This is a genomic window from Kribbella sp. NPDC026611, from assembly GCF_040638345.1.
Taxonomy (GTDB): domain Bacteria; phylum Actinomycetota; class Actinomycetes; order Propionibacteriales; family Kribbellaceae; genus Kribbella.
The window spans coordinates 705,674-732,449 of the sequence record NZ_JBEZYC010000004.1 but is presented as its reverse complement, the minus strand read 5'-3'; the positions used below and the strand labels follow the sequence as shown (position 1 = coordinate 732,449).

Annotated in this window: 24 protein-coding genes; 11 read left to right on the top strand and 13 right to left on the bottom strand. The window is 70.1% G+C overall.

Going from position 1 to position 26,776, the window contains the following annotated elements:
• Nucleotides 1-35: 35 nt before the first annotated feature.
• Complete coding sequence (locus AB0E69_RS20685) at nucleotides 36-851, bottom strand: sulfurtransferase (protein ID WP_360148002.1); 816 nt, start codon at nucleotides 849-851, stop codon at nucleotides 36-38.
• On the bottom strand, nucleotides 848-1,501 hold the full coding sequence (locus AB0E69_RS20680) for a thymidine kinase (protein ID WP_360147999.1): 654 nt from the start codon (nucleotides 1,499-1,501) through the stop codon (nucleotides 848-850). Before AB0E69_RS20680 ends, AB0E69_RS20685 begins: the two co-directional genes overlap by 4 nt.
• Nucleotides 1,502-1,600: 99 nt before the next feature.
• Here AB0E69_RS20680 and AB0E69_RS20675 point away from each other — a divergent pair, with 99 nt between their 5' ends.
• Complete coding sequence (locus tag AB0E69_RS20675) at nucleotides 1,601-3,238, top strand: S8 family serine peptidase (RefSeq protein ID WP_360147996.1); 1,638 nt, start codon at nucleotides 1,601-1,603, stop codon at nucleotides 3,236-3,238.
• On the opposite strand, the gene AB0E69_RS20670 is transcribed toward AB0E69_RS20675, so the two are convergent.
• From AB0E69_RS20670 to AB0E69_RS20650, 5 genes are all read right to left on the bottom strand, one after another.
• Nucleotides 3,235-4,359 carry a nucleotide pyrophosphatase/phosphodiesterase family protein gene (locus AB0E69_RS20670; RefSeq protein WP_360147993.1) on the bottom strand — a complete coding sequence of 375 codons (1,125 nt, stop codon included), beginning with the start codon at nucleotides 4,357-4,359 and terminating at the stop codon, nucleotides 3,235-3,237. The genes AB0E69_RS20675 and AB0E69_RS20670 overlap by 4 nt on opposite strands.
• An 8-nt stretch (nucleotides 4,360-4,367) precedes the next feature.
• Complete coding sequence (locus tag AB0E69_RS20665) at nucleotides 4,368-4,985, bottom strand: DUF5998 family protein (protein ID WP_360147990.1); 618 nt, start codon at nucleotides 4,983-4,985, stop codon at nucleotides 4,368-4,370.
• Nucleotides 4,986-5,041: 56 nt separating this feature from the next.
• A complete protein-coding gene (locus AB0E69_RS20660) occupies nucleotides 5,042-6,679 on the bottom strand; it encodes an FtsX-like permease family protein (protein WP_360148531.1) in 1,638 nt (545 codons plus the stop codon).
• Nucleotides 6,680-6,684: 5 nt separating this feature from the next.
• Nucleotides 6,685-7,404, bottom strand: a complete 720-nt coding sequence (locus tag AB0E69_RS20655; protein WP_360147987.1) for an ABC transporter ATP-binding protein — start codon at nucleotides 7,402-7,404, stop codon at nucleotides 6,685-6,687.
• Nucleotides 7,405-7,512: 108 nt separating this feature from the next.
• The gene (locus AB0E69_RS20650) at nucleotides 7,513-8,559 is read right to left on the bottom strand and encodes a P1 family peptidase (protein ID WP_360147984.1); all 1,047 of its coding nucleotides are present in this window, start codon (nucleotides 8,557-8,559) and stop codon (nucleotides 7,513-7,515) included.
• 54 nt (nucleotides 8,560-8,613) lie between these two features.
• On the opposite strand from AB0E69_RS20650, the gene AB0E69_RS20645 reads away from it, so the two are divergent.
• Nucleotides 8,614-9,138: a DUF2087 domain-containing protein gene (locus AB0E69_RS20645; RefSeq protein WP_360147981.1), complete on the top strand. Its 525-nt coding sequence runs from the start codon at nucleotides 8,614-8,616 to the stop codon at nucleotides 9,136-9,138.
• On the opposite strand, the gene AB0E69_RS20640 is transcribed toward AB0E69_RS20645, so the two are convergent.
• Nucleotides 9,108-11,804, bottom strand: a complete 2,697-nt coding sequence (locus AB0E69_RS20640) for a GNAT family N-acetyltransferase (protein ID WP_360147978.1) — start codon at nucleotides 11,802-11,804, stop codon at nucleotides 9,108-9,110. The two genes, AB0E69_RS20645 and AB0E69_RS20640, sit on opposite strands and share 31 nt — an antisense overlap.
• A gap of 41 nt (nucleotides 11,805-11,845) precedes the next feature.
• Here AB0E69_RS20640 and AB0E69_RS20635 point away from each other — a divergent pair, with 41 nt between their 5' ends.
• On the top strand, nucleotides 11,846-12,886 hold the full coding sequence (locus AB0E69_RS20635) for an SLC13 family permease (protein WP_360147975.1): 1,041 nt from the start codon (nucleotides 11,846-11,848) through the stop codon (nucleotides 12,884-12,886).
• On the opposite strand, the gene AB0E69_RS20630 is transcribed toward AB0E69_RS20635, so the two are convergent.
• A complete protein-coding gene (locus tag AB0E69_RS20630; protein ID WP_360147972.1) occupies nucleotides 12,883-13,284 on the bottom strand; it encodes an MmpS family transport accessory protein in 402 nt (133 codons plus the stop codon). The two genes, AB0E69_RS20635 and AB0E69_RS20630, sit on opposite strands and share 4 nt — an antisense overlap.
• Nucleotides 13,285-13,355: 71 nt before the next feature.
• Between AB0E69_RS20630 and AB0E69_RS20625 the strand changes: the two genes are divergently transcribed.
• From AB0E69_RS20625 to AB0E69_RS20615, 3 genes are read left to right on the top strand one after another with little or no spacing between them, the layout of a single operon-like run.
• On the top strand, nucleotides 13,356-15,050 hold the full coding sequence (locus tag AB0E69_RS20625; RefSeq protein WP_360147969.1) for an AMP-binding protein: 1,695 nt from the start codon (nucleotides 13,356-13,358) through the stop codon (nucleotides 15,048-15,050).
• A gap of 2 nt (nucleotides 15,051-15,052) precedes the next feature.
• Nucleotides 15,053-15,820 (top strand): ABC transporter permease, encoded by a 768-nt coding sequence (locus AB0E69_RS20620; protein ID WP_360147966.1) that lies wholly within the window; start codon nucleotides 15,053-15,055, stop codon nucleotides 15,818-15,820.
• Complete coding sequence (locus AB0E69_RS20615; protein WP_360147963.1) at nucleotides 15,817-16,065, top strand: DUF2630 family protein; 249 nt, start codon at nucleotides 15,817-15,819, stop codon at nucleotides 16,063-16,065. Before AB0E69_RS20620 ends, AB0E69_RS20615 begins: the two co-directional genes overlap by 4 nt.
• Before the next feature lie 207 nt (nucleotides 16,066-16,272).
• On the opposite strand, the gene AB0E69_RS20610 is transcribed toward AB0E69_RS20615, so the two are convergent.
• Genes AB0E69_RS20610 through AB0E69_RS20595 form a run of 4 tightly spaced genes read right to left on the bottom strand, consistent with a single transcriptional unit; the run spans nucleotide 16,273 to nucleotide 19,014 of the window.
• On the bottom strand, nucleotides 16,273-16,695 hold the full coding sequence (locus AB0E69_RS20610) for a TIGR03667 family PPOX class F420-dependent oxidoreductase (RefSeq protein WP_360147960.1): 423 nt from the start codon (nucleotides 16,693-16,695) through the stop codon (nucleotides 16,273-16,275).
• Nucleotides 16,695-17,102: a CoA-binding protein gene (locus AB0E69_RS20605; RefSeq protein WP_360147957.1), complete on the bottom strand. Its 408-nt coding sequence runs from the start codon at nucleotides 17,100-17,102 to the stop codon at nucleotides 16,695-16,697. Before AB0E69_RS20605 ends, AB0E69_RS20610 begins: the two co-directional genes overlap by 1 nt.
• Before the next feature lie 2 nt (nucleotides 17,103-17,104).
• Nucleotides 17,105-17,758 (bottom strand): response regulator transcription factor, encoded by a 654-nt coding sequence (locus AB0E69_RS20600; protein ID WP_360147954.1) that lies wholly within the window; start codon nucleotides 17,756-17,758, stop codon nucleotides 17,105-17,107.
• The gene (locus AB0E69_RS20595; protein WP_360147951.1) at nucleotides 17,740-19,014 is read right to left on the bottom strand and encodes a sensor domain-containing protein; all 1,275 of its coding nucleotides are present in this window, start codon (nucleotides 19,012-19,014) and stop codon (nucleotides 17,740-17,742) included. The genes AB0E69_RS20600 and AB0E69_RS20595 overlap by 19 nt, the downstream gene beginning before the upstream one ends.
• 109 nt (nucleotides 19,015-19,123) lie before the next feature.
• Here AB0E69_RS20595 and AB0E69_RS20590 point away from each other — a divergent pair, with 109 nt between their 5' ends.
• From AB0E69_RS20590 to AB0E69_RS20570, 5 genes are read left to right on the top strand one after another with little or no spacing between them, the layout of a single operon-like run.
• Nucleotides 19,124-19,891: an ABC transporter ATP-binding protein gene (locus AB0E69_RS20590; protein ID WP_360147948.1), complete on the top strand. Its 768-nt coding sequence runs from the start codon at nucleotides 19,124-19,126 to the stop codon at nucleotides 19,889-19,891.
• Nucleotides 19,891-21,834, top strand: coding sequence for an FtsX-like permease family protein (locus tag AB0E69_RS20585; RefSeq protein ID WP_360147945.1), 1,944 nt, complete (start codon nucleotides 19,891-19,893; stop codon nucleotides 21,832-21,834). Before AB0E69_RS20590 ends, AB0E69_RS20585 begins: the two co-directional genes overlap by 1 nt.
• Before the next feature lie 57 nt (nucleotides 21,835-21,891).
• A complete protein-coding gene (locus tag AB0E69_RS20580; RefSeq protein ID WP_360147942.1) occupies nucleotides 21,892-24,339 on the top strand; it encodes a DNA topoisomerase IV subunit A in 2,448 nt (815 codons plus the stop codon).
• Nucleotides 24,340-24,343: 4 nt separating this feature from the next.
• A complete protein-coding gene (locus tag AB0E69_RS20575; protein WP_360147939.1) occupies nucleotides 24,344-25,048 on the top strand; it encodes an LppX_LprAFG lipoprotein in 705 nt (234 codons plus the stop codon).
• A complete protein-coding gene (locus AB0E69_RS20570; protein WP_360147936.1) occupies nucleotides 25,045-26,766 on the top strand; it encodes an MFS transporter in 1,722 nt (573 codons plus the stop codon). The genes AB0E69_RS20575 and AB0E69_RS20570 overlap by 4 nt, the downstream gene beginning before the upstream one ends.
• Nucleotides 26,767-26,776: the final 10 nt, after the last annotated feature.

Here is a 26,776-nt window from a genome sequence, read left to right as displayed (position 1 = left end):
GCTTCGCCGTTGTGTCAAGAGTCGTGCTTGGTGGCTCAGTCCTTGCCGGTGGCGACCGGGCGAGTCGGGTCGGTGATCCATTCGGACCACGAGCCGATGTAGACCTTCGGCGTGAAGCCGGCGACCTCGAGGGCCAGAGCTTCGTGGGCGGCGGTGACGCCGGAGCCGCAGTAGACCGCGGTGTCCTTGGACTCGGTCACGCCCAGGGTGGAGAACCGGTCGCGGAGGTCGGCGGCGGGGACGAACTGGCCGGTGGGCGTCACGTTGGCCGTGGTGGGCGCGTTCGTGGCGCCGGGGATGTGGCCTGCTACCGGGTCCATGGGTTCGACCTCGCCGGCGAAGCGTTCGGGTGCGCGGGCGTCGAGGAGGATGCCTTTGGCGGCGATCTCGGCGGCGCCCTCGGCGTCCAGGACCGGGATGTGGCCGGGAGTCGCGGTGTAGGTGCCCTGGGCATCGGCCGGGACATCGGTGCTGACCTCTCCCCCGGCCGACCGCCAGGCGGCCAGACCGCCGTCGAGGACGCGGACGTCAGTGAGACCGAAGTACCGGAAGACCCACCAGGCCCGCGCGGCGGCCATCGAGTTCGCCGCGTCGTAGACGACGACCGGGGTGTCCGCGGACGAGATGCCCGCGCGGCGCAGGACCGTGGTCACGACAGTTGCGTCGGGCAACGGATGGCGGCCGGGGCCGGGCGGGCCGGCCAGCTCGGTGTCGAGGTCGACGAAGTACGCGCCGGGCAGGTGGCCGGCGTCGTACGCCTCGCGTCCGGGCGGCCCGGCCAGGTTCCAGGTGACGTCGAACAGCACCGGCGAGCTCGCGCGCAGCTCCTCGACGGTGATCAGGGGGCTCATGACGCGGTTCCTCCGAACGGCAGGACTTCGGGTGACAGGGTGGCGCGGGCTCGGGCCTGGGTCAGGCGGCGGCGGTGATGACGGCGGCAGAGGACTTCGTACGCCGGCTCGTGGTCGCGGGTCTCCATGTCGCCCACCACCAGCTGCTCGCCCTCGGTCACCATCTCCCCACCGATCGTACGGGCGTTGTGGGTGGCCCGTTCACCGCACCAGCACAACGCCTCGACCTGCAGCAGCTCCATCCGGTCCGCGAGCTCGACCAGCCGCGCCGACCCTGGGAACAAGGTGGCCCGGAAGTCCGTCAGGATCCCGAAGCAGAACACGTCGATCTGCAGCTCGTCGACCAGCCGCGCCAGCTGCTCGATCTGCAACGGGCTGTAGAACTGCGCCTCGTCGCACACCACGTAGTCGATCCGCCCGCCCTGGGTCAGCTCGTGCACCACGTAGTCCCAGAAGTCGAACTCCGCGCGGACCTCGACCGCCTCCGCCGCGAGCCCCAACCGCGACGAAAGTACCGACTCCCCCGCCCGGTCGTGACTGGTGAAGATCCGGCCCACGCGCCCCCGCGCCTTGTGGTTGTGATCCATCTGCAGCGCCAGCGTCGACTTGCCGCAGTCCATCGTCCCGGTGAAGTAGAGCAGGTCAGCCACGGGCGCACATCCTGCCAAGTCAACGGGCTGCGCCGCACTCCGGGGTGTGTCGTGGAGCGGTGGCTTGGGTTCTGGGCCCTTGGGCAGCTTGAATGGACCGTGCGCAAAGTCCTGGTCCTCCTTCTCGCGGCCTGCCTGACGGTCGTCACCAACACCGTCCCGGCACAAGCAGGTGTTGCCGCCGGCCTGCGCGCGTACTTCGTGATCACCGAACCGAACCAGACCGGAAAGGTCACCGGCGCCGTCGCCCAGAACGGTGGCACGGTCTACGCGACGTACGACGCGATCGGCGTGATCGTCGCGCACTCGTCGGCGACCGACTTCGCCACCAAGATGCGTGGCGTCGACGGCGTGCAGAAGGCCGGCGCGACCCGGACCAGCGATCTGCCCGCCGATGTCGACAGCCCGAAGCTCCCGGCTCCCGTCGCCGAGTCCCCCACGACCGCACCGGAGACCGAGCGCGGGGACATGACCCTGATCGGGGCCGACCGCGCCTGGCAGCGCAACCAGGGCTCCAAGAGCATCACCGTCGGCGTCCTCGACACCGGTGTCGACGACCAGCACCCGGACCTCAAGGCGAACTTCGACGCGAGCAAGTCGGCGTCCTGCGTCTACGGCAAGGTCGACACCCGCCCCGGTGCCTGGCGTCCGGTAGCCGAGCACGGCACGCACGTGGCCGGCACGATCGCCGCGGCCAAGAACGGCGTCGGCATGATCGGCGTCGCGCCGGGCGTGAAGGTGTCGTCGATCCGCGTCGCCGAGGCCGGCGGCAACAACCTGTTCTTCCCGGAGAGCACCGTCTGCGCGTTCATGTTCGCCGCCGACAAGGGCGTCTCGATCACCAACAACAGCTACTACGTCGACCCGTGGCTGTTCAACTGCCCGGGCGACCAGGACCAGGACGCCATCGCCGAGGCGATCCGGCGCGCTGTGGCGTACTCGGACAGCAAGGGGGTCGTGAACGTCGCCGCGGCCGGCAACGACGACTACAACCTGGCCGAGAAGTCCACCGACATCTCCAGCCCGGACGATTCGACCGCCGAGCCCCGCACCGTGACCACCGACTGCATCAGCCTTCCGACCGAGCTGCCGAGTGTGGTCGTCGTGGCCTCGGTCGACCCCGCGGGCACCAAGTCGCAGTTCTCCAACTTCGGCGAGAACAAGATCAACCTCGCCGCACCCGGCGAGGCCGTCTACTCGACCGTCCCCGGCGGTGGCTACAAGCTGCTCGAGGGTACGTCGATGGCCTCGCCACACGTGGCCGGTGTCGCGGCCCTGCTCCGCAGCGTCGACCCCAAGCTCACCCCGGCACAGGTCCGCGCCAAGCTGGCCCAGCAGGCCAACGACCTGGCGTGCCCGGCCGGCGCGACCGGTGAGTGCATCGGCTCGGCCGGCAACAATTCGTTCTACGGCGAGGGCATTGTCGACGCTGCCGAGGCCGTCGGTGCCGCGTCCGCGCAGCCGCAAGGCGCCATCTCGATCACCCAGCCGACCGAGCAGCTCGGCTTCGGCGGTTCACCGGCCGTCCCGCTGCTGCTCAAGGGCACCGGCGGTACCGGCGACATCAGCTACACCGCGACCGGTCTGCCGCCCGGACTTACCATCGACCGGCAACGCGGCTGGATCACCGGCGTCCTCACGCCCGGCTCGGATCGCTACAAGGTGACTGTCATTGCCCGCGACGGCGAGGCGAAGACGGCCAAGGCCAGCTTCTACTGGGACGTCTGGAGCTTCTAGCGCCCCGGGTCAATGAGCAGCGGGATCGCCATCTCGTCAGTGGTGAGCGAACCGTGCAGGCCGATCAGCCCGGCCTCCTGCGGGTACCGCCGGCTCGCCACCAGCGCCACCGGCCCGAGCGACGCGACGATCACGTCACCCAGCCGCGGCGTCACCCGATCCTCGACGGCTCCGAACCACCCGCGTCCGATCGCATCCGCGCGACTCACGACCAGCGCCTTGTCCCCCAGCCGAGCCTGGTACGCCGCCATCACGTCCGCGGCGGCACCGTCGACGCAGTACAGGTGCCGGAAGCGGGACTCGCCGCCGATGAGCCGCAGGCCGTCCGTCAGCTCAGGCTCGTTGTCCAGGTCGACCCGGTGCTCGGGCGCCACGTCGACCATCCCGTGGTCGGCGACCACCAGCAGTACGGCGTCCCGCGGCAACGCGGACCGCACCTGCTGGGCGAAGGCGTCCGCGGCACCCAACTCCTTCTGCCACTGCCACGAGTCGCAGCCCTGCTGGTGACCGATGTAGTCCAGCTGCGAGTCGTACACGTAGACCAGCGACGACGACCCCTCCCGGCTCGCGAAGCGCGTCGCGTCCAGCCGGTCCTCGACCGTGTCCGCCCCGCGGTGCTTGCTCCCGCGGAACGCGGCGGCCGTCAGCCCGGACGAGTCGAACCGGGCCTTGCTCACGTTGCGCGTGGCAACCCCAGCTGCCGCCATCCGGTCGAAGACGGTCCCGTGCGGCTGCCAGCTGCGCGGGTCGACCGGGGCGTCCCACTGCAGCGCGTTCAGCAGCGCGCCGGTCTCCGGCACGATCGACGTGTAGCCGACAATGCCGTGCGCTCCCGGCGGCAGTCCCGTACCCAGGCTGGTCAGGCTGACTGCGGTCGTCGACGGGACGCCGGCAGTCAGACTCCGCCCGGTCGGGACGAGCGACGACAGGTACGGCGCGGCTTCGGCGTACCGCAGCAGCAGGTTCCACCCCAGGCCGTCGAGCAGCAGCACGGCGTACCGAGAGGCGGGTGGCAGGCCGAGGGTGTTCGACTCCCCCGGCACCGACAAGGCCCCGGCCACCGAGGGCAGCACGTCGGCCAACGACCCACCGCCGTACTGCGGGGCGACCGGCGCGATCACGGCGCTGCCTACTTGTCGCTGCTGGTCGCGAACGACAGCGCCCGGGCGAAGTCAAGCACCTGCTGAATCCCGGCCGGACCGTCCGCGGCGGCGCTGATCCGGAGCGAGATGTCGTCGGCCGCGACCGACCCGGTGTACCCGTGGTCGGCCTCGCAGTTCGGGTCGGCGCAGACCGCGGGCTCGAGGTCGATCCGGTTCACCATGCCCCAGCCGATCGTCAGCACGACCTCGCCGCCGCCGGCGACCGCCGGGTCGGACTTGCCGGAGGCGTAGCCGGCCGGATTGGGAACCACTCGGTTCACCACGACGGCGTTCACCCGGTGCAGCGGGATCGCCTCGGTCGACGTCGACGCGTACGGCGCGCGGATCAGCTCGTCGGCGGCGTGCTCGTCGGTGTGCCCGACGATCAGCCGGGACGGGGTCAGCGCCAGGATCGTGATGTGCCGCCGGACCTCGTCCCGGTCGAAGGTCGGTTCGTGCTGCAGGACGAACGCGCGGATGGGTTCGCTCGCGATCGCCACCTCGAGCGAGTCCGTCACCACGTCGGGGTAGTAGCCGCACCGGTCGATCGCGTCGCGCAGGTCCGCCGAGACGTCCGCGAGCTCCGGAGCATTCAGGTCACGCATGCCCTCATCCTTGCACGATCCGCCGGGTGGCCGTTTCACCCTGTGGACAACCGCGGTCAGTTCGCACTGGCCTTCCGCAGTACCGGCGCGCCCGCGGTGCCCGCGACCGCGACGAGGACGAGTCCGACGACGACCTGGCCGATCAGGAGGAACAGGCCGGAGCTCCCCTCGGTCATGACCTTGCCGCCGCTCAGCGCGAGCCCGCAGAGGGCACCGAAGCCGACCACCGGCAGACCGACCCCGAGGACCGGTACGACGGCCGCTAGCCGGGCAGACCGCTCGATCACCTGCAGCGGTACGCCGGACCGCCGCAGTGCCCGGGCCGGTGCCGCTTGGTCGAGCGCCGTACCCACTGCTCCGGCAGCTGTCGACGCAGCGACGGTCAGGAACACCAGGGACAGCAGGAGCGCGACGCCGATCCGCATGTCGTGGAAGGTCGGGTCGTCCTCTCCTGGCGGCAGGAAGACCGAGATGAAGCCGGTGACGAACCCGCTCAGCACCAGTGCGGCCACTGGCCGGAAGGCGCCCTTCGGGTCGTCGATCAACCGTCGGCCGGCCAGGAGCGCGACTGGTCCGTTCGCTGCGTTGGCCATCATGCGGCCGATCACCTGGACGGCGAACGGTCCGATGATGCGTACGGCAAGGGCTGCGAAGCCGACACCGATGATGAGCGGGATCACGGCCGCCTGCATGCCGTAGTAGCCCAGGACGAGCGGGCCGATGGCCAGGAGTGCGAGCCGGATGACGCTGACGCGCTTGCGGGTCTGGCCGCGGACCACGCCGAGCGGAGTGATGCTGACGCGACCCAATCCGATCATGGCGCTCAGGACGGAGAGCACTGGTACTGCGGCCAGCACGATGAGGACGGTCCACCAGTTGACGGTGATGTCCTGGACGTACCAGCGGCCTCCGCCGAGCGGGATGCGGGCGATGAGCGGGCTCAGGAGCGTGTAGCCGATCAGCCCGGCGACTGCGCCGGCCAGGCCGAGTACTGCTTGTTCTACTGCGCTCAGCCAGAGCACCTGAGATCTGGTGGCGCCTGCTAGTCGTAGTGCGGCAAGGCGGTGTTCGCGGCGCTTGGCGGCGACGCCTGCGGCTTGGCCGACGAGGCTGAGGATCGGGAACAGGACCAGGGTGATGCCGAAGGCCACGGCGATGAGCAGGCCGAGCATGCGAGTGTCCCAGACGTGCTCGTTCCAGCTGTTCACGTACTGCGGCTCGTTGGTGCTGAAGGTGGAGACGCCGCGGATGACGACGAACTCCTCGGGTGAGGACAGGCCCTTGGCGCTGATCACGCCGGTCGGCTTCTCGAGCCCGTACTGCTTGCTCAGGCTGGACCAGTGGTCGGCCACTGCGGGCGAGACGAAGACCTCACCTGGTTTCGGGGTGTGGTCCAGGCCGGGTGGCGGCGGGAGCTGGTTGGGACGCAGCGTCTTGAGATCCAGCTGTGTCATCAGGTGGCCGTCGACCCGCTGGTGGTCATCCATCCGAATCGCACCGATCGCGGTGGCGGGGTCAGCCCGGTCCGCACCGCGCCAGCCGATCCGCTCAGACCGGTGGGACAGTCCGAGCGAACCCGCGATCAGAAAGGTGACCAGCAGCGCGACGATAGCGGTGGCTCCGAATGCCGCGGAGTTGGCAGCACGCCCGCCTGGCCCAGGACGGCGCACGAACCGCAGCCCGAGGTCCGTCATCGGATTCACCGCGCCACCCCCGGCCCAAACACCGGCTGAGGCTGCGAGTTGCTGACTCGGCCGTCGACTATCTGCAGTACGCGATGGCAGCGGGCGGCTACTGCGTTGTCGTGGGTGACGACTACTACGGCGGCGCCTCGGTAGGTGGCGGCGCCTACCAGGAGGTCGATCTGGGAGCCGGTGGTGGCGTCCAGGGCTCCGGTGGGTTCGTCGGCGAAGACGACCTGGGGCTCACCGACCAGTGCGCGGGCGATGGCGACGCGCTGGGCCTGGCCGCCGGACAGTTCACCAGGGCGGCGACCCACCTCCGCGGCCAGCCCGACCTGAGCGAGGGTGTTGCGGGCGCGGCCGATCGCCTCGCGACGGCTGATGCCGTCGACCATCAGCGGTAGCGCCACGTTCTCGTCGGCGGGTAGCTCGGCGAGCAGCTGGTTGTCCTGGAAGACGAAGCCGAGGCGGCGCCGGCGCAGTACCGTGCGGCCGGCGTCGTTCAGCTGGTCGACCCGTTCGCCGCCCAGCCACACCTCGCCCTGGTCGGGGGTGAGGATGCCGGCCAGGACGTGCAGCAGCGTGGTCTTGCCGTTGCCGCTCGGGCCCATCACCGCGAGCGCCTCGCCGGACCTGACCTCGACGTCGACACCGGCCAGGCCGACCACCGGACCGTAGTACTTGACCAGGCCATGACCGCTCAAAACAACCTGTGACTGGGGACTCTGGAAGCTCATACCGCAGAGCCTTCCGCCAAAGCAGCGCGCGATCGTCGGCCCGCGGACCAGTCTTGCCGTCGCCTTACGGCCTCGTTCGGACCTGGTCCGTACGACTCCAGTCGTACGTCAGTCGGTCCGGAACGCCGACGGATAGGCGTCGCGGTAGCTCGGAATCGCGCCGGCGGGCGTGTCCACCGAGGTCGCGTTCAGCATCGCGTGCACGATCGCGCGGGTCAGCGTCCGCGCGCCGGCCGCGTACACCGCCTCGAGCCGGGCGAGCGCGGTTGGGTCGTTGACGCTCAGCCGGTCGCCGTCGCTGCGCGTGGACAGCGCGAAGATGCTGTCGCCGTCGACGAGCGTGTGGATCGGGTCGATCGCGCGGGCCAGCCCGTCGTGCGCGATCATCGCCATCCGCGTGGCCGCTGCCTTGTCCAGCCCGGCGTCCGTCGCCACGACCGCGATCACGGTGTTCATCGACGGCCCGGGAATGAGGTTGCGCCCGGGCGCGCTCGGTGGCGGTGGCTCGACCGGGGTCCGGAGGTGGGTGAACTCGTCACCGAGGCCGAGGCGAGCGCCGTACAGGTTCCCGTCGGCGTCGACCGTCGAGCCGGCCGCGTTCACGATCACCAGCGCGCCGACCGTCGTACCGTCGTCCAGCCGCACGCTCGCCGTCCCGACGCCGCCCTTGAGCGACCGGGCCCGCGCCCCGGCGCCCGCACCATGGTTGCCCATGGCAACAGGTCCGTCGGCGGCGATCGCGATCGCGTCCGCACCCCAGGCCGGCTCCGGCCGGGCTTTGAAGTCACCGCCGCGGGCCAGGTCGAACAGCACCGCGGTCGGCACGATCGGCACGACGTCGTACTCACCCTGGCCGACCCGGACGCCCTCGCCGCGCGCCTCGAGCCAGTGCATCACGCTGCCCGCGGTGTCCAGCCCGAAGGCGCTGCCGCCGGTCAGGACGACCGCGTTCACGCCACCGTTGGAGTTCACCGGCGACAGCAGGTCGGTCTCGCGGGTCCCAGGCGCGCCACCACGCGCATCGACCCCAGCGACGGCGGTGTCCGGCAGGTAGACGACCGTCGTCCCGGTCAGGTACGGGGCGTCCACCCGCTCCACCTGCCCAACGAGGACTCCGGGAACATCGGTGATCGCGTTGAGCGGCCCAGGCTTCATATCCCGATCCTTTCACGCCGAAATCGGGTTGCGGCGACGGTTAGCGTGAAATGCATGAACGTCGATCAGCTCTGTGGTCTGCTGGCCGAACCGTCGAGGCTGCGGACGTACTCCGCCGTCGTCCTCGGCGCCACCACGCCCGAGCAGGTTGCCGGGAGCACCGGACTGCCCGCCGCGGTCGTGGCGAAGGCGCTGCAGCGGCTGACCAAGGGCGGGCTGATCGAAGCGAGCCACCAGGGCTTCACCGCGGACGAGGCGGCGTTCAAGAACGCAGTACGGGAGAGCCGGCCGGAGCGGGTACCGCTGGATCCGGACCCGGCGCGCGACAACGTCCTGCGATCCTTCATCCGGGACGGCCGCCTCACCCACTTCCCGACGTACCCGGACAAGTATCAGGTCGTGCTGGAGCACCTCGTGCAGAGCTTCGAGCCGGGCCGCAGCTACCCGGAGCGCGAGGTCACCGAGATCCTCAACCGCTGGCACCCCGACCACGCAGCGCTGCGCCGCGGCCTCGTCGACGCCCGGCTGCTGGACCGCGAGAACAGCGTCTACGTGAGGCGGCGGGCGGGGGCGTCCTGACGGGGTTTCTCGTTGGGGGCGATTCGGATGCGGGTGTCTAGGACGGTTGCGCCCTGGACGGCGACCAGGACCGAGCGTAGGTCGAGGCGGACGACCTCCTCGAGGTCCAGCGTCAGCCGGGACACGCGGTGCAGCAGGTCCTCGATCGCGGAGATGTCGACCGGGTCCGAGCCGCGGTACCCGTACAGCAGCGGCGCGGCCTTCACCTCGCGGACCATCTCCGCGGCGTCGCGGGTGGACAGCGGCGGCATCCGGTACGACCGGTCGCCGAGCAGGTCCGTCGCGACCCCGGACAGCCCGAACGTCACCACCGGACCGAACGACACGTCCTCGATCGTCGAGATCACCACCGGCACGCCCGGCGGAGCCATCTTCTGCACGACGAACTGCGCCTTCGCCGGATCGGACGCAACCCCGAAGGTCTGCGTCATCTCCGCCCAGGCCGCCCGCATGTCCTCCTCGTCGTGGATGTGCCGCCAGATGTCGGCCAGGTCCGGCCGCATCCGCCACTGGTCGGCCGTTGCCTTCAGGATCACCTCGAAGCCGAGCTCGGCCGCCCGCGCGACCGCCTCGTCCGCGCTCAGCACCGGGAACGCCGGCAACACCTTGATCCCGTAGAAGCTCAGCAGCCGCTGCTTGTCCGCGGCCTCCAGGTCGGCGCCCTGCGGGTGCCGCTGGAGGAACTCCGCGACGAAGTCCTCTCCCGCACCCGTGTCCACGTCCGGCAGGTCCGGGATCCGGCTGTCCGACCGCCGCCGCCACTCCGCGTACTGCGTCGCCTTCGCCAGCGCGCCCACGGCGTACTGCGGGTTGAGGAACGACGGGATCGACCCGCGGGCCGCGCCGCCCTCCCCGTCGTCCACCCGCAGCTCCTCGGGCACTCGGCGGGAGGCGAGGAACGTTGAGACGACCGGCTTGTCGGAGCCCTCGGCGGCGGCGGCCAGCACCTGCGCGACCTCAGGGCCGTGCGCCTGCACTGGCGGGGTGTAGATGACCACGACCGAGTGCGCGCGGTCGTCGGCGAACACCTCCGACAGCGCGGCGCCGAAGTCCGCCGCGGTCGCGTCCGCGCTCAGGTTGCGCGGCTCGCCGGCCGTGTCCAGACCGCAGCCCGCCATCGTGTCCAGCGCCAGCAGTGTCAGCGCGTCCGAGTTGCTCACGATCGCGACCCGGCGGCCCTTCGGCAACGGCTGGTGGGCGAGCAGCTGGGCGACGTCGAACAGCTCACCGGTGGTGTCCACGCCGATCAGGCCGCTCTGCCGGAACAGCGACTCGATGGTTGCTGCGGGCAACTTACTGCGCCGGATCATCTGCCCGACCGGTACGCCCTGGGTGGCCCGGCCCGACTTCAGCGCGACCACCGGCTTGCGACCGGCCAGCCGGCGGGCGACCCGGCTGAACTTGCGCGGGTTGCCGAGCGACTCGAGGTACAGCAGCACGACCTCGGTCGCCTCGTCGGAGTACCAAAACTGCATCAGGTCGTTGCCGGACACATCGGCCCGGTTACCGGCTGAGACGAAGCTCGACAGGCCCAGCCCACGACCGACCATGTCGGCCAGGATCGGCACCCCGAGCGCGCCGGACTGGCAGAAGAACGCGACCCGGCCCTTGCTCGGCATCAGCGGCGAGAGCGTGGCGTTCAGCGACACCCCGGGCGCGGTGTTGATCACGCCGAGCGCGTTCGGGCCGATCACGCGCATCCCGTACGAGCGGGCCAGACCGACCAGGTACCGCTGGCGTTTCCGGCCCTCGTCCCCGATCTCCGCGAACCCGCTCGAGAGGACGACCAGCCCACGCACACCCTTCGCCGCGCAGTCCAGCACCACGTCCGCGACCATGTCCGCCTTCACCGCGACCACGGCCAGGTCGACGGTGTCGTCCACCTCCCGGATCGTCGGGTACGCCGGGACGCCCTCGATCTCGTCCGCTTTCGTGTCCGTGTTGACGGCGTACAGCCGGCCCGGGAACCCGCCGTCGCGGAGATTGCGCAACAGCGCGTTGCCGATCGTGCCCTCGCGGCGGCTGGCGCCGATCACCGCGACTGAGGCAGGTGTCAGCAGCCGGGCGATCGACAGCGCCTCGGAGCGCTGCTCGCGGGCCTGCATCACGCCGAACGAGGTGTCGGTCGGCGCGATGTCGAACTCGACCACGATCACGCCGTCCTCGAACTCCCGGGCCACCTTGTACCCGGCCTCGGTGAAGACCGTGATCATCTTCCGGTTGTCCGGCAGCACCTCGGCGACGAACCGGTGGATGCCGTTCTCCCGGGCCGCCTGGGCCAGGTGCTCGAGCAGCAGCTGCCCGAGGCCGCGGCCCTGGTGCGCGTCCTCGATCAGGAACGCGACCTCCGCCGTCCGGCGCCCGGTGCGTTCGTAGCGGCCGACGCCGATCATCTCGTGACCGACGGTGACGATCAGCGCCAGCCGGTCGTGGTAGTCGACCTGGGTGAACCTCGCCACATCCCGGTCGGACAGTTCCGGGTACGGCGCGAAGAAGCGGTAGTACTTGGAAGTCTCGGAGACCCGGGCGTAGAACTCGACCAGCAAGTGGTCGTCGGACGGCGTGATCGGACGCAGGTGGGCGGTCGCGCCGTCCCGCAGGACGACGTCGGCCTCGAAGTCTGCCGGATAGTCCTCCGGCAGCTGCTGGTCATACTGGTCCGGCACGGGGCCAGCGTACTCAAACAGTCATCGCGGAGGTTGTGAATTTGGTCGAGCGGATCGCGCCCGTCCTGGTGTTCCTGATCGCGGTGACCGTGATCGCGGAGCTGGCGGACCAGGCCAAGGTGTTCGACGTCGCGGCACGCGAGGCTGCCCACCTGGCTCGCGGCCGGGTCTGGCGGCTGTGGCTGCTGGTCGTCGCCTTGGCTACCGGGCTGACGATCGTGCTGTCGCTGGACACCTGCGCGGTGCTGCTGACGCCGGTGGTGCTGTCGATGGCGAGGCAGCTGGACGTGCCGCCGAAGCTGTTCGCGTTCACCACGGTGTGGCTGGCCGGTACGGCGTCGCTGCTGCTGCCGGTGTCGAATCTCACGAACCTGCTCGCGCTGCATCCGTTCCGCCAGTTGGACGTCAACTACCTGTCGGTGAGCTGGCGGCCGGCCATCGCGGCCATCGTCATCACGGTCGCTGTGCTCGCCGCTCTGTTCGCACGGGACCTCACGCGCAGCTACCAGGTGCCGCCGACACCGCCGGTCGAGGACAAGGTCCTGTTCTGGGGCTGCGCGGCGGTCTGCATCCTGCTCGGTCCCGCGTTCGTGTCCGGCATCGAGGTCGCCTACCCCGCCACCGCCGGCGCGCTCATCCTGGTCGCGCTGTTCGCTGTCCGTCGCCGCAGCGCGCTGCGCTGGTCGCTCGTCCCGTACAAGTTGGTCATCACCGTGGTGGTCCTGTTCACGGTGGTCGGCTTCCTGAGCAGCCATGGCCTGGAAGACCTGTTGCGACGGATCGCCGGCACCACCTCGGAACTGCGCCTCAGCGCCACGGCCGCCGTCGGCGCCAACCTGTTCGACAACCTCCCCGCCTACCTGGCGATGGAGCCGGTTGCCTCCAATAGCCCGCACCGCATGCTCGCCCTCCTCATCGGCGTCAACTGCGGCTGCCTCCTGACCCTGTGGGGCTCGCTGGCCACCCTCCTCTGGCGAGCCCGCTGCGACGCCGCCCGCGTAGACATCTCCTGGTGGTCTTTCCTGTGGCGCGGCCTCATCCTGACCCCGCTGGTGGTCACCGGAGCGGCGCTGGCCGTCTAGTCGTCGGGCTCGGAGCACAGGACCATGCGGCCCGCGCCAGGCGTGGAGGTCTCGGTGGCGACGACCTTGCCGTCGACCCGCAGGGTGCAGGTGACGGTGTTCGTCTCGCCCTCCGCGAGGAAGACGGCCACTGTGGCGACCTTCAGCATCGTCTCGGTGTGGAAGCTGACGGACCAGGGCAGCGTCGGCTTCTCGACCGTCACCCGGGAGTGCTGGTCGTCCTTCGGCGCGTAGCTGAGCTGGGTCGGCCGGGCGGTGCCTGTGACCTCGTAGCTGATGTCACGCGAGACCTTGCGCTGAGCCCAGACGACGTACCCGACGAGGCCGCCGACCACGAGGAGGCCGCAGGTCAGGACGCCGACGACCACGATCAGGGTGACACGGGAACGGGGCGACATGGCAACTGTTTACCGTGCGTGAGGGCCAGTCGTTGTTTACCGATTGGTAGTGGCTGGGCAAAGATGCGGTCATGGGTAGCGAGCAGAGCACGTCCGAGGTCACGCGGGAGTTCCGGGCGGCGCGGGACTTCCTGGTTGCGCACCGGGACGACTACGAGACGGCGTACCGGGAGTTCGGCTGGCCGGGGTTCGAGCGGTTCAACTGGGCGCGCGACTGGTTCGACGCGCTCGCGGTCGAGCAGCCGGAGGTTGCCGCGCTGACGATCGTCGAGGAGGACGGCGACGTCACGTCGCGCACCTACGCCGAGATGGCCGAGCGGTCCCGGCAGGTCGCGGGCTGGCTGACCGAAGCGGGACTCGCGCCGGGCGACCGCGTGCTGATTGTGCTCGGCAACCAGGTCGAACTCTGGGAGACGATGCTCGGCTGCATCCGCGCCGGCGCGGTCATGATCCCCGCCACCACCCTGCTCACCGACGCCGACCTCGCCGACCGCATCTCCCGCGGCAACGTCCGCGCAGTCGTCACCAGCGGCGCCGACGCAGCGCGGTACGCCGGAATCGCGGACCACTGCATCCGCGTCGCGGTCGGCGAGCCGGCTGAGGGCTGGCTCAGCTACACCGACTCGATGCAGTACTACGGACCGGTTCCGGAGGTCGACACCGCCGCCGGCGACCCGCTGCTCCTCTACTTCACCTCGGGGACGACGAGCCAGCCGAAGCTGGTCGAGCACACGCAGGTGAGCTACCCGGTTGGCCACCTTTCGACCATGTACTGGATCGGCCTGCAGCCTGGCGACGTACACCTCAACGTCTCCTCCCCCGGCTGGGCGAAGCACTCCTGGAGCAACGTCTTCGCACCCTGGAACGCCGGCGCGACCGTCTTCCTCTACAACTACACACGCTTCGACGCGGCCAAGATGCTGGACGTCCTGCAGACCTACGGCGTGACCACGTTCTGCGCGCCGCCGACGGTGTGGCGGATGCTGATCCAGGCCGACCTGTCCGCGGTCGACGTGAGCATCCGCGAGTGCATCTCGGCGGGTGAGCCGCTCAATCCCGAGGTCATCGAGCAGGTCCGGAATGCCTGGGGCATCACCATCCGGGACGGGTACGGGCAGACCGAGACGACCGCGCAGATCGGCAACACCCCCGGCCAGACGGTCAAGCTCGGCTCGATGGGCCGCCCACTGCCCGGGTACCGGATCGCGCTGATCGACCCGGCCACGGACGAGATCGGCGACGACGGCGAGATCTGCATCGAGCTCGCGCCGCCGCCGGTCCCGCTGATGAGCGGGTACCGCGACACCGACGAGCTCACGGCTGAGGTGATGCGGAACGGCTACTACCACACCGGCGACGTCGCGAGCCGCGACGAGGACGGCTACATCACGTACGTCGGCCGTTCGGACGACGTGTTCAAGGCCAGCGACTACCGGATCTCGCCGTTCGAGCTGGAGTCGGTCCTGATCGAGCACCCGGCCGTCGCCGAGGCCGCCGTCGTACCGTCACCGGACCCGGTCCGGCTCGCCGTACCCAAGGCGTACGTCGTACTCGCGGCCGGGCACGAGCCGTCGCGGGAGCTCGCCGGGGAGATCCTGGCGTTCTGCCGGGAGCACCTGGCGCCGTACAAGCGGATCCGGCGGATCGAGTTCGCCGAGCTGCCGAAGACAATCTCGGGCAAGATCCGCCGGGTCGAGCTGCGCACCGACGAGGCGGCCAAGGTGACCCGCGGCGAGCACGCCTACGACGAAGCCGACTTCAAGTAATCGTGTCGTTCCACACCGGGCTGGGGTGGGCGGCGATCGCGGTCCTGCCGCTGCTCATCGTGATCGCGGTCGCGGCCTCGCGGTACGCCGCGCTCCGGCATGACAAGGGCATCGTCACCGCGGCCCTGCGCGCGGTCGTCCAGCTCGCGGCGGTCGGGGCGGTCGTCGGGATCGCGCTGCAGCACATCGTCGGTGCGATCGCGTTCGTCCTGCTGATGTTCGTCGTCGCGACCGTCACCAGCACCCGCCGCCTCCATCGCGTCGCGGTCATCCCGGGGCAGTGGAGGTACTGCGCGGCCGCGATCGGGGGCAGCTCCCTCGTCGTACTGCTGCTGCTGATCGTGCCGGGCGTCGTACCGCGGAACCCGGCGAGCATCCTGCCGATGGGCGGCATCATCGTCGGCGGCGCGATGACCGCCACCACGCTGGCCGGGCGGCGGATGCTCAGCGAGTACAGGACGCGGTTCGGCGAGTTCGAGGCCGGGCTGTCGATCGGGCTGCTGCAACCGGACGCGTTCAAGCTCGTCGTCGAGCCGGTCGTCGGTGACGCGTTGCTGCCGGCCTTGGATCAGACCCGCACGGTCGGGCTCGTCACCCTGCCCGGCGCGTTCGTCGGCATGGTGCTCGGCGGCGCCTCGCCGGTCCAGGCCGCCGCGCTGCAGCTCGTCGTACTGATCGGGCTGATCGCGGCCGAGGCGCTCGCCATCCTGGTGCTGACCGAGCTCCTGTCCCGGTCCGCACTTCCGGACGGGCGTACCGTTTCCTCATGACCGATGACAAGAGCCTCCTCAGCCGCATCGACGAGCTGGTCGCGGAAGAGCACCAACTGCGCACCAAGCACGCCTCCGGGGAGATCAACGACACCGACGAGCACGCCCGCCTCCAGGCCCTCGAGGTCGAGCTGGACCAGTGCTGGGACCTCCTCCGCCAACGCCGCGCCAAGCGCGAGTACGGCGAAAACCCCGACGAGGCCCAACCCCGCTCCCCCGACACCGTCGAGGGCTACCTGAACTAGCCCTCCTCGCCCAACGCCACCAGCGCCATCCCGCTCGAGGGGATAACCCCTCGAGTTGAGCCTTCTCCCCTGGTGTACGAGGGGAGAAGCCTCACCTGGCGGGGATAACCCCTCAAATACTCCGAGGGAGAGGGCGAGGTGAGCGGCTGCGGGTGAGGTGGGGTGGCGTGGAGTGCGGGGTGAGGTCGGGTACGGCGGGTGCGGGGGTCAGAAGCCGCGGAGTTTGTCGGGGGTGATTCGGATTACCACGGAGTAGTCGGCGTGGAACTGGGGCGGGGTCAGGCCGAGGGCCTTGATTGGGGCGGCGTACTTTGCGGTGTATGCGGCCAGTGTGTCGCCGGAGAGGGGCTGGGCGTCGATGACCGCCGTGCCTGTGATGACGCCGACCTCGCCGCCGTTGTGGGTGGCGTTGAAGTTGAGTGTGACCCGCGGGTTCGCGGCGAGGTTGTGCAGTTTGGCCTTGCCGCGCTGGCTGGCGACGATGATCTCGCCGTCGTGCCAGAGGAACCACACGGGATTCGGAGCCGGCGTCCCCGACTTCCCGACAGTGGTCAGCCAGATCACGATTTCGTCGTCGAGCTGCCGGGCGATCCGCCGGCCGAAGGTGGTGGAGGTGTCGATCGTGAACATCACAGCCCTTTCGGTCCGAGACGGCTCCACTCGATCGCCGGGCAGTGGTCCATCACCATGGTGAGACCAGCCGCCGTCGTCCGGGCGTAGGCGTCCGCATCCACTACGTCCAGCTGGAACCACACCGCTTTCGCATTGATTCCGACCGCCTGGTCCGCGATGTCACCGGCCAGCTCGGACCGGACGAACACGTCCACGCAGTCCACCGGGAACGGGATGTCGGCCAGCGACTTGTAGCCCTGCTCGCCGTGCACGGTCTCCGCCGACGGGTGCACCGGCACGATCCGCTTCCCGTGGCTCTGCAGGAACCGTGCCACGCCGTACGCCGCCCGGCTGGTGTTGTTCGACAGCCCCACGACCGCCCACGTCTCACACTCGGCCAGGATCTTCCGGATGTCCTCGTCCATGCTCAGCCTCTCAGGTAGGTCAGTACCGCGGAAACGCGCCGGTCCAACCCATCGTCCAACTGAAGTTTGGCGAAAATGTTTCCCACATGCTTGCGGACGGCAGCCTCGCTGACCACCAGCTGCTCCGCAATCGACGCATTCACCCGGCCCTCGGCCATCAGCGCGAGTACTTCGAGCTCCCGCGGCGTCAGCGCGGCCAGCGGACCGTCGTTGCGGCGCCGGGCGAGCAGCTGCCGGACGACCTCGGGGTCGACCACGGTCCCGCCGTCCGCGACCCGGTCGAGCGACTCGAGGAACTCCGCGACGTGCCCGACCCGGTCCTTCAGCAGGTACCCGATCCCGCCGGTCGTTGTCTCGAGCAACGACGACAGGTACGCGTCGGCGACGTACTGCGACAGCACGAGGATCCCGATGGCCGGCAGCTCGGCCCGGATCGCCGCGGCCGCCTGCAGTCCTTCGTCGCTGTGCCCGGGCGGCATCCGGACATCGGTGATCACCACGTCCGGCGGGTCCTTCCGGACCACGGCCAGGAGCGTGTCCGCGTCCCCGACGGTGTCCCGTACCTCGTGCCCGGCGCGGTCCAGGATGCTGGCCAGCCCCTCGCGCAGCAGCAGCGAGTCTTCGGCCAGCACGATGCTCAGTCGTCGAGTCGGCACGGGCACTCCATCCGCAGTCGGGTCGGCCCACCGGGTGGGCTGTCGACGACGAGTGTGCCTCCCAACGCGTCCAACCGGGTCACCAGGCCGGTGAGCCCGGTACCCGCACCGAGCTCGGCGCCGCCGACGCCGTTGTCCTGGATGGTGATGACGAGCAGATCCTTGGTCAGCCGGCCGGTGACCTCGCATCGGGTCGCCTGGGCGTGCTTGGCGACGTTGGCGAGCGCCTCGCTGACCACGAAGTACGCCGCGGCCTCGATCGGCGGCGGCAACCGGTACGGCAGGGACAGTTGCACGGCCATCGGCAACGGCATCCGGTCCGCCACCTCCCGTACGGCGGCCTCCAGCCCGTGGTCGACCAGCACTCGCGGGTGGATGCCCCGCACCGCGGCCCGCAGGTCGGCCAGCGCGGCCTCCGCCTCGGCGTGGGCCTTGACCACCAGCCGGCGCCCCTCCCCCTCCGGCAGGTCGAGCTCGGCCAGCCCGAGCGTCATGGTGAGCCCGACCAGCCGCTGCTGTACGCCGTCGTGCAGGTGGCGCTCGATCCGCACCCGCTCGGTCTCGAATGCGTCGACCAGGTCGAGCCGGGACCGCCGGAGCTCGGCGACGTTGCGCTGCAGCTCCTCCTGCCGCGGTCCGAGCATCGCCTTCGCCAGCGACGCCTCGGCACCGGCCAGCACCCCGACCAGGTACGAGCTGACCACGTAGAACACCGGACCGAACAGGACCAAGAAGATCAGGCCGTCACGTGCCGAGTCGAGCGTCCACGGCCCCATGCCCATCGTGTCCCGATCGGCGATGACCGGTGCGGCGATCGTGATCCCCAGCGTGGTCGCACAGATCCCGGCGACCAGGACACTCAACGGCCAGACGAGGACCCCGAGGACGAAGCCGTAGCCCAGCGCCCGCACTGACGCCTGCTCCCGGCGGCGGTACTTCAGCTTCGCCCGCCACGGGAGCTGCCGCGGCAGCGTCGCGTGCGGACTGCTGATCCCGTCGGTCAGGACCAGCCGGGCCCGCCACCGGTCGACACGCCCGATCACCGCTCCGATGAGCGGGAACATCATGATCACCAGGATCCCGACCAGGACCGGGCTGAGCACCGCGCCGAGTCCGGCGAGCGCGACCAGGACCACGATCGAGATCGCGCCCATCGGCACCGAGGTGAACAGGTACGCGTAGCTGCGCCAAGGCCACGACGACACCAGGTAGCGCGGCGATGCCAGCGCTTCCCAGGCTGTCCGAGGTCTCTGCACGTCCTCAACCCTAGGTGTGGGACCGGTACGTGGACGGTAGCGCGCACGCTACTTGCGGTGTGGTCCCAGGACCAGGGCGGAAACCGCCGTACGCCGGTTGGCTGGGACCATGACCGCTACCGCGCCCTCGTACCCGTCCGTCGTACCTGTCCAGCCGCCGGCGCTGGTGCTCGACGGCATCACCAAGACGTACCGCTCCAAGGCGGGCGCCGTGGACGCGCTGCGCGGGGTCACGTACCACTTCGCGCCGGCCTCGTTCACCGCTGTCATGGGACCGTCCGGCTCCGGCAAGTCCACGCTGCTGCAGTGCGCCGCCGGACTCGACCAGCCCACCACCGGGTCCGTCGTACTGAACGGCGTGACCCTCAACGGGCTCAACGAAGTCGCGCTGACCAAGCTGCGCCGGGCCGAGATGGGCTTCGTCTTCCAGGCCTACAACCTGCTGCCCTCGCTGACGGTGTACGACAACGTGGCTCTCCCCCTGCGCCTCACCGGCCGGCGGCCGAGCCGGAGCGACGTACACCGCGTGCTGGAGCAGGTCGGGCTCGAGGGAAAGGCCAAGCGGCGGCCGGCCGAGCTGTCCGGTGGTCAGCAGCAGCGGGTCGCGATCGCCCGAGCGCTGATCACCCGGCCGTCGGTCTTCTTCGCGGACGAGCCAACCGGTGCGCTGGACAGCACGACCAGCAAGCAGATCCTCGGGCTGTTGCGCGAAGCAACCGACCGCGCCGGTCAGACGGTCGTAATGGTCACCCACGACCCGGTCGCCGCGGCGTACGCCGAACGCGTGCTGTTCCTCTCCGACGGTCTGCTCGTCGGACACCTCGACCACGCGACGCCGACCCAGATCGCGAACGCGATGAGCGAGCTGGAGAAGTGATGTTCTTCCTGAGCCGTCAAACGGTCAGCCGGCACCGATCCCTGTACGCCGGTTCGTTCGTCGCCCTCGCCGTCGGCGTCTTCCTGCTCGGGCTCGCCGCGACGGCGACCGCGGCCACCGTCGCGTACCACGGGTCGGCCGCGTCGACGATCGCCGTGCGGACGCTTGGGGGTGACGACGCGGCGCCACGGACCATCCGGGTGCCGCTGGCCGGCGCCGACGTCTCCGGGCTGCAGGTCGTCCTCAGCATGGTCGGGACGATCAGCGGGTTCATCACGATCTTCGTCATCGCCAGCACGTTCGCCTTCGCGGTCGCGTCCCGGCGGCAGGAGCTCGGGCTGCTGCGGCTGATCGGTGCGACGCCCCGCCAGCTCGGCCGGATGATCCTTGGCGAGGCGCTCCTGGTCGCGTTGGCCGCATCGCTGACCGGTGCGCTCGCCGCCTGGCTCGCCACGCCGCTCCTGCTGAGCAAGGCGTCGTACACCGAGCTCGCGCCGGTGAGGCTGCAGCCGGCGTCGCCGTGGCTGCCGCTGGGCATCGCGATGGCGGCTGGTCTGCTGGTGGCGATGCTCGGCGCACGGTCGGCGGCCCGGCGCGCCGGCCGGGTCGGGCCGATCGACGCGTTGCGCGAGGCCTCGGTGGAGTCGGGACGGATCGGGCCGGTCCGGATCGTCTTCGGCGTACTGTTCCTGGCCGGGGCGATCGTGATGCTGGCGCTCATCCGGCCGTCGACGGGCGACGGCGTCGTACCGCTGTCGATGTTCACGCCGATGGTGCTGGTGATCGGGCTGACGCTGATCGCGCCACTCCTGGTCCCGGTCCTCGGGCGGCTGTGGGCCATCCCGCTGGTCGCGTGGACGCGGGTGTCCGGCCGGCTCGCCCGGAGCAACGTCGTCGCATCGCCTCGACGGAGCGCGTCGTTGGCCGCACCCATCCTGGCCATCTCGGCCATCGCTGGGTCGATGGTGCTCAGCCTGAGCTTCGCCGCGGACAGTGCCGGGGCAGAGATTCGTGATGCTGTTCGCGCGCCGATCGTCGTCACCGGTGCGTCACCCCTCACGGGCCCAGGACTGGGTTCGGTGGATGCGGGGTTGCCGTCCCAGGTGGTGCGGATCGATCGGGATGATGCGGAGCTCCAGGACGTCGAGGGGATCGACCCGGCGATCGCGCGCCGGACCCGCGACCTCACGACGCTCGCCGGTGACCTCGGGGGCCTCACCGGCAATACTGTTGCCGTCGGCAAAGAAATCGCCGGGTTCGAGAACTATCACGTCGGCGACGAGATACCAGTGGTGTTCCTGGACCGGAAGCCGGTGCGGCTCCGGGTGGTCGCGATCGTGAAGGACGCCTTCGGGGTCAACCCGGACTTCCTGCTGCCGCGGGACCTGGTCCGCACGCACGCCCCGGACGCGCAGCCCGAGCGGCAGTTCGTGCTGCCGGCGCCCGGCGCTGACCCGGCCGACCTGGTTCGGCGACTGCCGCACGCGCAGCTTGCCGCCGACTGGGAGGACGACCAGGCCGACGGTGTCCGGAAGGGCAACCAGCTCGGGCTGGTCCTGCTGCTCGGTCCGGCCGCGCTCTACAGCGCGATCGCGATCGCCAACACGCTGCTGATGGGCAGCCTGCAGCGGCGGCACGAGTTCGTCACCTCCCGGCTGCTCGGAGCGACGCCGGCCCAGATCCGCCGGATGGTGCTGTGGGAGTCGTCGCTGGTCGGCGCGGTCGCTCTCAGTCTCGGAACGGCCATCACGGTCACTGTCGGTGTTCTCATCCGGCACGCGATGACGTCCGGGTTCACCGACGTACCGATGACCGTGCCGTGGGGCGTGCTGCTGGGCATCGGCGGACTTTGTCTGATCCTGGCGGTAGGGTCCGCTCTGGCCCCGACCGCGTACATCCTGCGGGTCGTGGGCCGGGAAACGATGGTTCACCAGGGACAATAGGAGCGGCGCCGACCGTCGAGGCGCCGGACCGCTTGATCGAGGAGTTCGCTGACCCGCATGGCACGCCGTACCAGCACCGCCGAACCCGAGGACTTCGAGGAGCGCATCCTCGACGTCGACGTCTCCGACGAGATGCGCACCAGCTACCTGGAGTACGCCTACTCGGTGATCTACGCCCGGGCGCTCCCGGACGCCCGGGACGGGCTGAAACCGGTCCAGCGGCGGATCCTGTTCTCGATGGCGGAGAACAACATCCGCCCCGACCGCGGCCACGTGAAGTCGGCCCGCGTCGTCGGTGAGGTCATGGGTAAGTACCACCCGCACGGCGACGGCGCGATCTACGACGCGCTGGTCCGGATCGAGCAGCCCTGGTCGATGCGGGTCCCGCTGATCGACGGCCACGGGAACTTCGGCTCGCTCGACGACGGCCCGGCCGCGATGCGGTACACCGAGTGCCGGATGGCGCCGTCCGCGATGGCGATGACCAACGGCCTGGACGAGAACGTCGTCGACTTCCGGCCGAACTACGACGGCCAGGAGCAGGAGCCGTCCGTCCTGCCGGCCGCCTTCCCGAACCTGGTGGTCAACGGAGCCTCCGGCATCGCGGTCGGCATGGCCACCAATATGGCCCCGCACAACCTGATCGAGGTCATCCAGGCGCTCCGGCACCTGATCAAGACCCCGGGCGCCGACCTCGACGACCTGATGCGGTTCATCCCCGGGCCGGACCTGCCGACCGGTGGCAAGATCGTCGGCCTGGAGGGCATCAAGGACGCCTACGCGACCGGCCGCGGCAGCTTCAAGATGCGCGCCACCGCTCGGGTCGAGAACGTCACCCCGCGCCGCAAGGGCATCGTGGTCACCGAACTGCCGTACTCCGTCGGTCCGGAGAAGGTGATCGAGAAGATCAAGACCCTGGTGCAGAGCAAGAAGCTGCAGGGCATCGCCGACGTCAAGGACCTGACCGACCGCACCCACGGCACCCAGCTGGTGATCGAGGTCAAGAACGGCTTCGTCCCGGAGGCGCTGCTCGAGCAGCTCTACAAGCTGACCCCGCTCGAGGACGCCTTCCACGTCAACAACGTCTGCCTGGTCGACGGCCAGCCGCGGACGCTGGGGCTGAAGGAGCTGCTCGAGGTCTACCTCGACCACCGGTACGACGTCACCCGCCGGCGCAGCGAGTTCCGCCGGAAGAAGGCGCAGGACCGGCTGCACATCGTCGACGGCCTGCTGATCGCGATCCTGGACATCGACGAGGTCATCCAGATCATCCGCAGCAGCGACGACTCGGCCGCGGCCCGGACCCGGCTGATCGACATCTACGACCTGTCCGAGATCCAGGCGAACTACATCCTGGACATGCCGCTGCGCCGGCTGACGAAGTTCTCGAAGCTCGAGCTGGAGACCGAGAAGGGCGAGCTGGAGCGCGACATCGAGGCGCTGACCGCGATCATCGAGGACCAGAACCTGCTCCGCAAGACGGTGTCGGACGAGCTGGCCGAGATCGCCAAGACGTACGGGACGCCGCGGCGGACCGTGCTGCTGGAGTCGTCCGGCGCGACCAAGACGGCCGCCGTACCGCTCGAGGTCAGCGACGACCCGTGCTGGATCCTGATGAGCTCCACCGGCCTACTGGCCCGGACCAACGGCGTCGAGCCGTTCGGTGGCGGGGAGTCGCGGGCCAAGCACGACGCAATCGTGTCCGCGGTGAAGAGCACGGCCCGCGGGCAGTACGGGCTGATCACGAGCACCGGACGGCTGATCCGGCTCGAGTCGCTCGACCTGCCCGCCGTACCGACGACCGCCGCCGCACCGAACCTGCAGGGTGGCGCGCCGATCGCGGAGTTCGTCTCGCTCGACCCAGGCGAGAAAGCGCTGGCACTCACCACCATGGATCCGGACTCGGTCGGCGTCGCGCTCGGCACAATCGGCGGTGTGGTGAAGCGAGTCGTGCCGGACCACCTGAGCAACCGCGACTCGTGGGAGATCATCGCGCTGAAGGACGGCGACGAGGTCGTCGGCGCGGTCGAGCTGACGTCCGGCGACGAGGAGCTGTGCTTCATCACGTCCGACGCCCAGCTGCTGCACTTCGGTGCGTCCGCCGTACGGCCGCAGGGCCGGACGGCCGGAGGGATGGCCGGCGTCCGGCTCGCCGCCGGGGCGAAGGTCGTGTTCTTCGGGGCTGTCGACAGCGCTCGCGAGTCGCACGTGGTGACGATCGCCGGGTCGTCGTCGGCGCTTCCGGGGACCGAGGTCGGTGCGGTGAAGGTGACGCCCTTCGCGGAGTACCCGGGCAAGGGCCGCGGGACCGGCGGCGTCCGGTGCCAGCGCTTGCTGAAGGGCGAGGACGGGCTGCTGCTCGGGTTCATCGGGACGGCTCCGGTGAAGGCGAGCGCCAGCAGCGGTGCACCGGTCGACCTGCCGCCGATCGACCCGCGGCGCGACGGCTCCGGCGTACCGGTGGCGCAACCGATCGCGGCATGCGCTTCCGATCTGGCAGGCTGACCCCGTGAAGAGACTGCTCGCGCTCGGCGCGGTGCTTGTGCTGGCGGTATCCGGGTGCAGCGGCAAGAAGGACTCCGGGGGTGACGGCGGTCAGTCGGGTGACGCGGTCGCGTTGCTGACCGACGCGAAGAAGACGGTCGACGAGGCAGCCAGCGTGCACATCGTGCTGGCCGGGCGGGACCTGCCGGACAACGCGCAGACGCTCGCCAGCGGCGACGGCGTCGCGACGCACGCGCCCGCTTTCAAGGGCAAGCTGACCGTGCGGGCGGGCGGGTCACCGATCGACGCCCAGGTGGTGGCGGTCGGCAGCAAGGTGTACGCCAAGCTGCCGTTCACCCCGAGCTTCATCGAGCTGCCGCCGTCGCAGCTCGCCGGTCTCGGCGCGCCGGACCCGGCGATCCTGCTCGACCCGGCCAAGGGACTGACGTCGGTGCTGCCGACATTGAAGGACCCGAAGATCAAGGGCGAGACGCGGCAGGGCTCCAAGGTCCTGACCGAGGTCACCGGCTCCGTCCAGGGCAAGTCGCTGCAGGGCATCTTCCCGAAGGCCCCGGCCGACCAGGACTTCCCGAGCAGCTTCAAGATCGACAAGGACGCCAAGCAGTTGGTCTCGGCAACCATCACCGGCCCGTTCTACGACGGCGCCACCAGCAGCTACGACGTCACCCTGGACAAGTACGGCGAGAAGGTCGAGATCACCAAGCCGTGACCGACCATCCGCCCGGCACCCCGGCACCCGTCGGGCCGGCTGTCAGCCCGGGCGCGAGGCGGCGGTTGACGCTTGCCTCCATCGCGGTGGCTTTTGCGGCGGCTGACACCTACGTGGTCGTGCTGGCGCTGCCGGACATGATGGCCGGGGTCGGGTTGTCGGCGGACGAGCTGCAGCGGGCGGCGCCGATCATCTCCGGGTTCCTGCTCGGCTACATCGCGGTACTGCCGTTGATCGGCCGCATCGCCGACGTCGTCGGACGGACGCCGGTGCTGGTCGGGGCGCTGATGGTGTTCGCCGTGGGATCGCTGATCACAGCAAGTGCTTATGACCTTCCGTTGGTGGTAACCGGTCGGTTTCTTCAGGGTGTGGGCGGTGGCGGGCTCGTACCGGCGACCCTCGCCCTCGTGGCCGACCTGTGGCCGTCCAACCGTCGCGGTCTCCCCCTTGGCGTAGTCGGCGCGGTTCAGGAGCTCGGCTCGGTCCTCGGCCCACTCCTGGGCGCACTCGTGCTCGCCATCGCCGACTGGCGCTACATCTTCTGGCTCAACCTGACAGTCGCCGTCGTTCTCGCCGTGCTGCTCCGCGGCGTCCGCCTCCCGCGCTGGTCAGCTGTCGTCGGCGTACTCGCCTGCATCGCCCTCGGTCTCACCCTCACCGCACCCGACCGACTCGCCTCCGGCGTGACCCTCGGCCTGCCGTTCGTCCCCTTCACCGGCACCTCCCGCCTGCTCACACCGATCGGCGTAGCCGCCCTGGTACTCGCCCTGGCCTGGCTCGGCCTCGTCCTGTGGCAGACCCGTGGTCGCCTGACCGGTGTGCTGCGGCAGGTCGACCTCGTCGGTGCTCTGCTGCTGGCACTGGCGCTCGCCGGCGTCGTACTCGCCTTCGCTACCGCCGACCCGGAGCGCGAGCTCATGTCTCCGGCCGGCCCGTGGCTCCTGGTAGGGGCGGCAGTCTTCGCCGTCGCCTTCGTGCTCTGGCAGCGCCGTACGTCGGCTGCCATCATCCCCCGCGGCCTCCTCGCCGCAGCACCGGCCTGGGGCTCGCTCCTGGTCAGCTTCCTCATCGGCTGCGCCCTCATCGCCGCCCTGGTCGACGTCCCCGTCTTCGCCCGCACCACGCAAGGCGGCGGGCAGCTCGCCGCCGCTCTCGTCCTGCTGCGTTTCCTCATCGCCCTGCCGATCGGTGCGGTCGTCGGCGGCTGGCTCACCCGCCGCTACGGCCTCGGTCTCATCACCGGCGCCGGTCTCGCCCTCTCCGGCGCGATGTTCCTCGCGATGACCTTCTGGAGCCGTACGGCGCTCGACCACTGGCCGGCCACCGTCGTACTCCTCGTCTGTGGCTTCGGCTTCGGCCTGGCCCTCTCCCCGGTGAACACCGCGATGCTCGGCGCCACCCCCGCCGACAGCCACGGCCTGGTCAGCGCCCTCGTAGTCGTCGCCCGCATGGTCGGCATGCTCGTCGGCGTCTCCGCCCTGACCGCGATCGGCCTCCGCCGGTACTTCGCCATCGCCGACGGCATCAAGTCCCCGAACGAGCTGTGCCCGTCCACTCCCGGCAACTGTCGCCCGTTCCTCGACGCGCTCCGCGACGCGGCCGTTTCACAAGTTCACGCGATCTTCGCCGGGGCCGCTGTCTGCGCGATTCTGGCCGCCGTGCTGGCCGTGGTGCTGCTCGGCCGACGTGGCCAGCGTGTCATTGTGCACACATCCTGATCATCATGAG

What these genes read in the sequence shown, in the direction of transcription:
- AB0E69_RS20685 (WP_360148002.1), bottom strand. Translation starts at nt 851, where the DNA reads ATGAGCCCCCTGATCACCGTCGAGGAGCTGCGCGCGAGCTCGCCGGTG.
- AB0E69_RS20665 (WP_360147990.1), bottom strand. Translation starts at nt 4,985, where the DNA reads ATGCGTGACCTGAATGCTCCGGAGCTCGCGGACGTCTCGGCGGACCTG.
- AB0E69_RS20660 (WP_360148531.1), bottom strand. Translation starts at nt 6,679, where the DNA reads ATGACGGACCTCGGGCTGCGGTTCGTGCGCCGTCCTGGGCCAGGCGGG.
- AB0E69_RS20655 (WP_360147987.1), bottom strand. Translation starts at nt 7,404, where the DNA reads ATGAGCTTCCAGAGTCCCCAGTCACAGGTTGTTTTGAGCGGTCATGGC.
- AB0E69_RS20650 (WP_360147984.1), bottom strand. Translation starts at nt 8,559, where the DNA reads ATGAAGCCTGGGCCGCTCAACGCGATCACCGATGTTCCCGGAGTCCTC.
- AB0E69_RS20645 (WP_360147981.1), top strand. Translation starts at nt 8,614, where the DNA reads ATGAACGTCGATCAGCTCTGTGGTCTGCTGGCCGAACCGTCGAGGCTG.
- AB0E69_RS20630 (WP_360147972.1), bottom strand. Translation starts at nt 13,284, where the DNA reads ATGTCGCCCCGTTCCCGTGTCACCCTGATCGTGGTCGTCGGCGTCCTG.
- AB0E69_RS20625 (WP_360147969.1), top strand. Translation starts at nt 13,356, where the DNA reads ATGGGTAGCGAGCAGAGCACGTCCGAGGTCACGCGGGAGTTCCGGGCG.
- AB0E69_RS20615 (WP_360147963.1), top strand. Translation starts at nt 15,817, where the DNA reads ATGACCGATGACAAGAGCCTCCTCAGCCGCATCGACGAGCTGGTCGCG.
- AB0E69_RS20610 (WP_360147960.1), bottom strand. Translation starts at nt 16,695, where the DNA reads ATGTTCACGATCGACACCTCCACCACCTTCGGCCGGCGGATCGCCCGG.
- AB0E69_RS20605 (WP_360147957.1), bottom strand. Translation starts at nt 17,102, where the DNA reads ATGGACGAGGACATCCGGAAGATCCTGGCCGAGTGTGAGACGTGGGCG.
- AB0E69_RS20590 (WP_360147948.1), top strand. Translation starts at nt 19,124, where the DNA reads ATGACCGCTACCGCGCCCTCGTACCCGTCCGTCGTACCTGTCCAGCCG.
- AB0E69_RS20585 (WP_360147945.1), top strand. Translation starts at nt 19,891, where the DNA reads ATGTTCTTCCTGAGCCGTCAAACGGTCAGCCGGCACCGATCCCTGTAC.
- AB0E69_RS20580 (WP_360147942.1), top strand. Translation starts at nt 21,892, where the DNA reads ATGGCACGCCGTACCAGCACCGCCGAACCCGAGGACTTCGAGGAGCGC.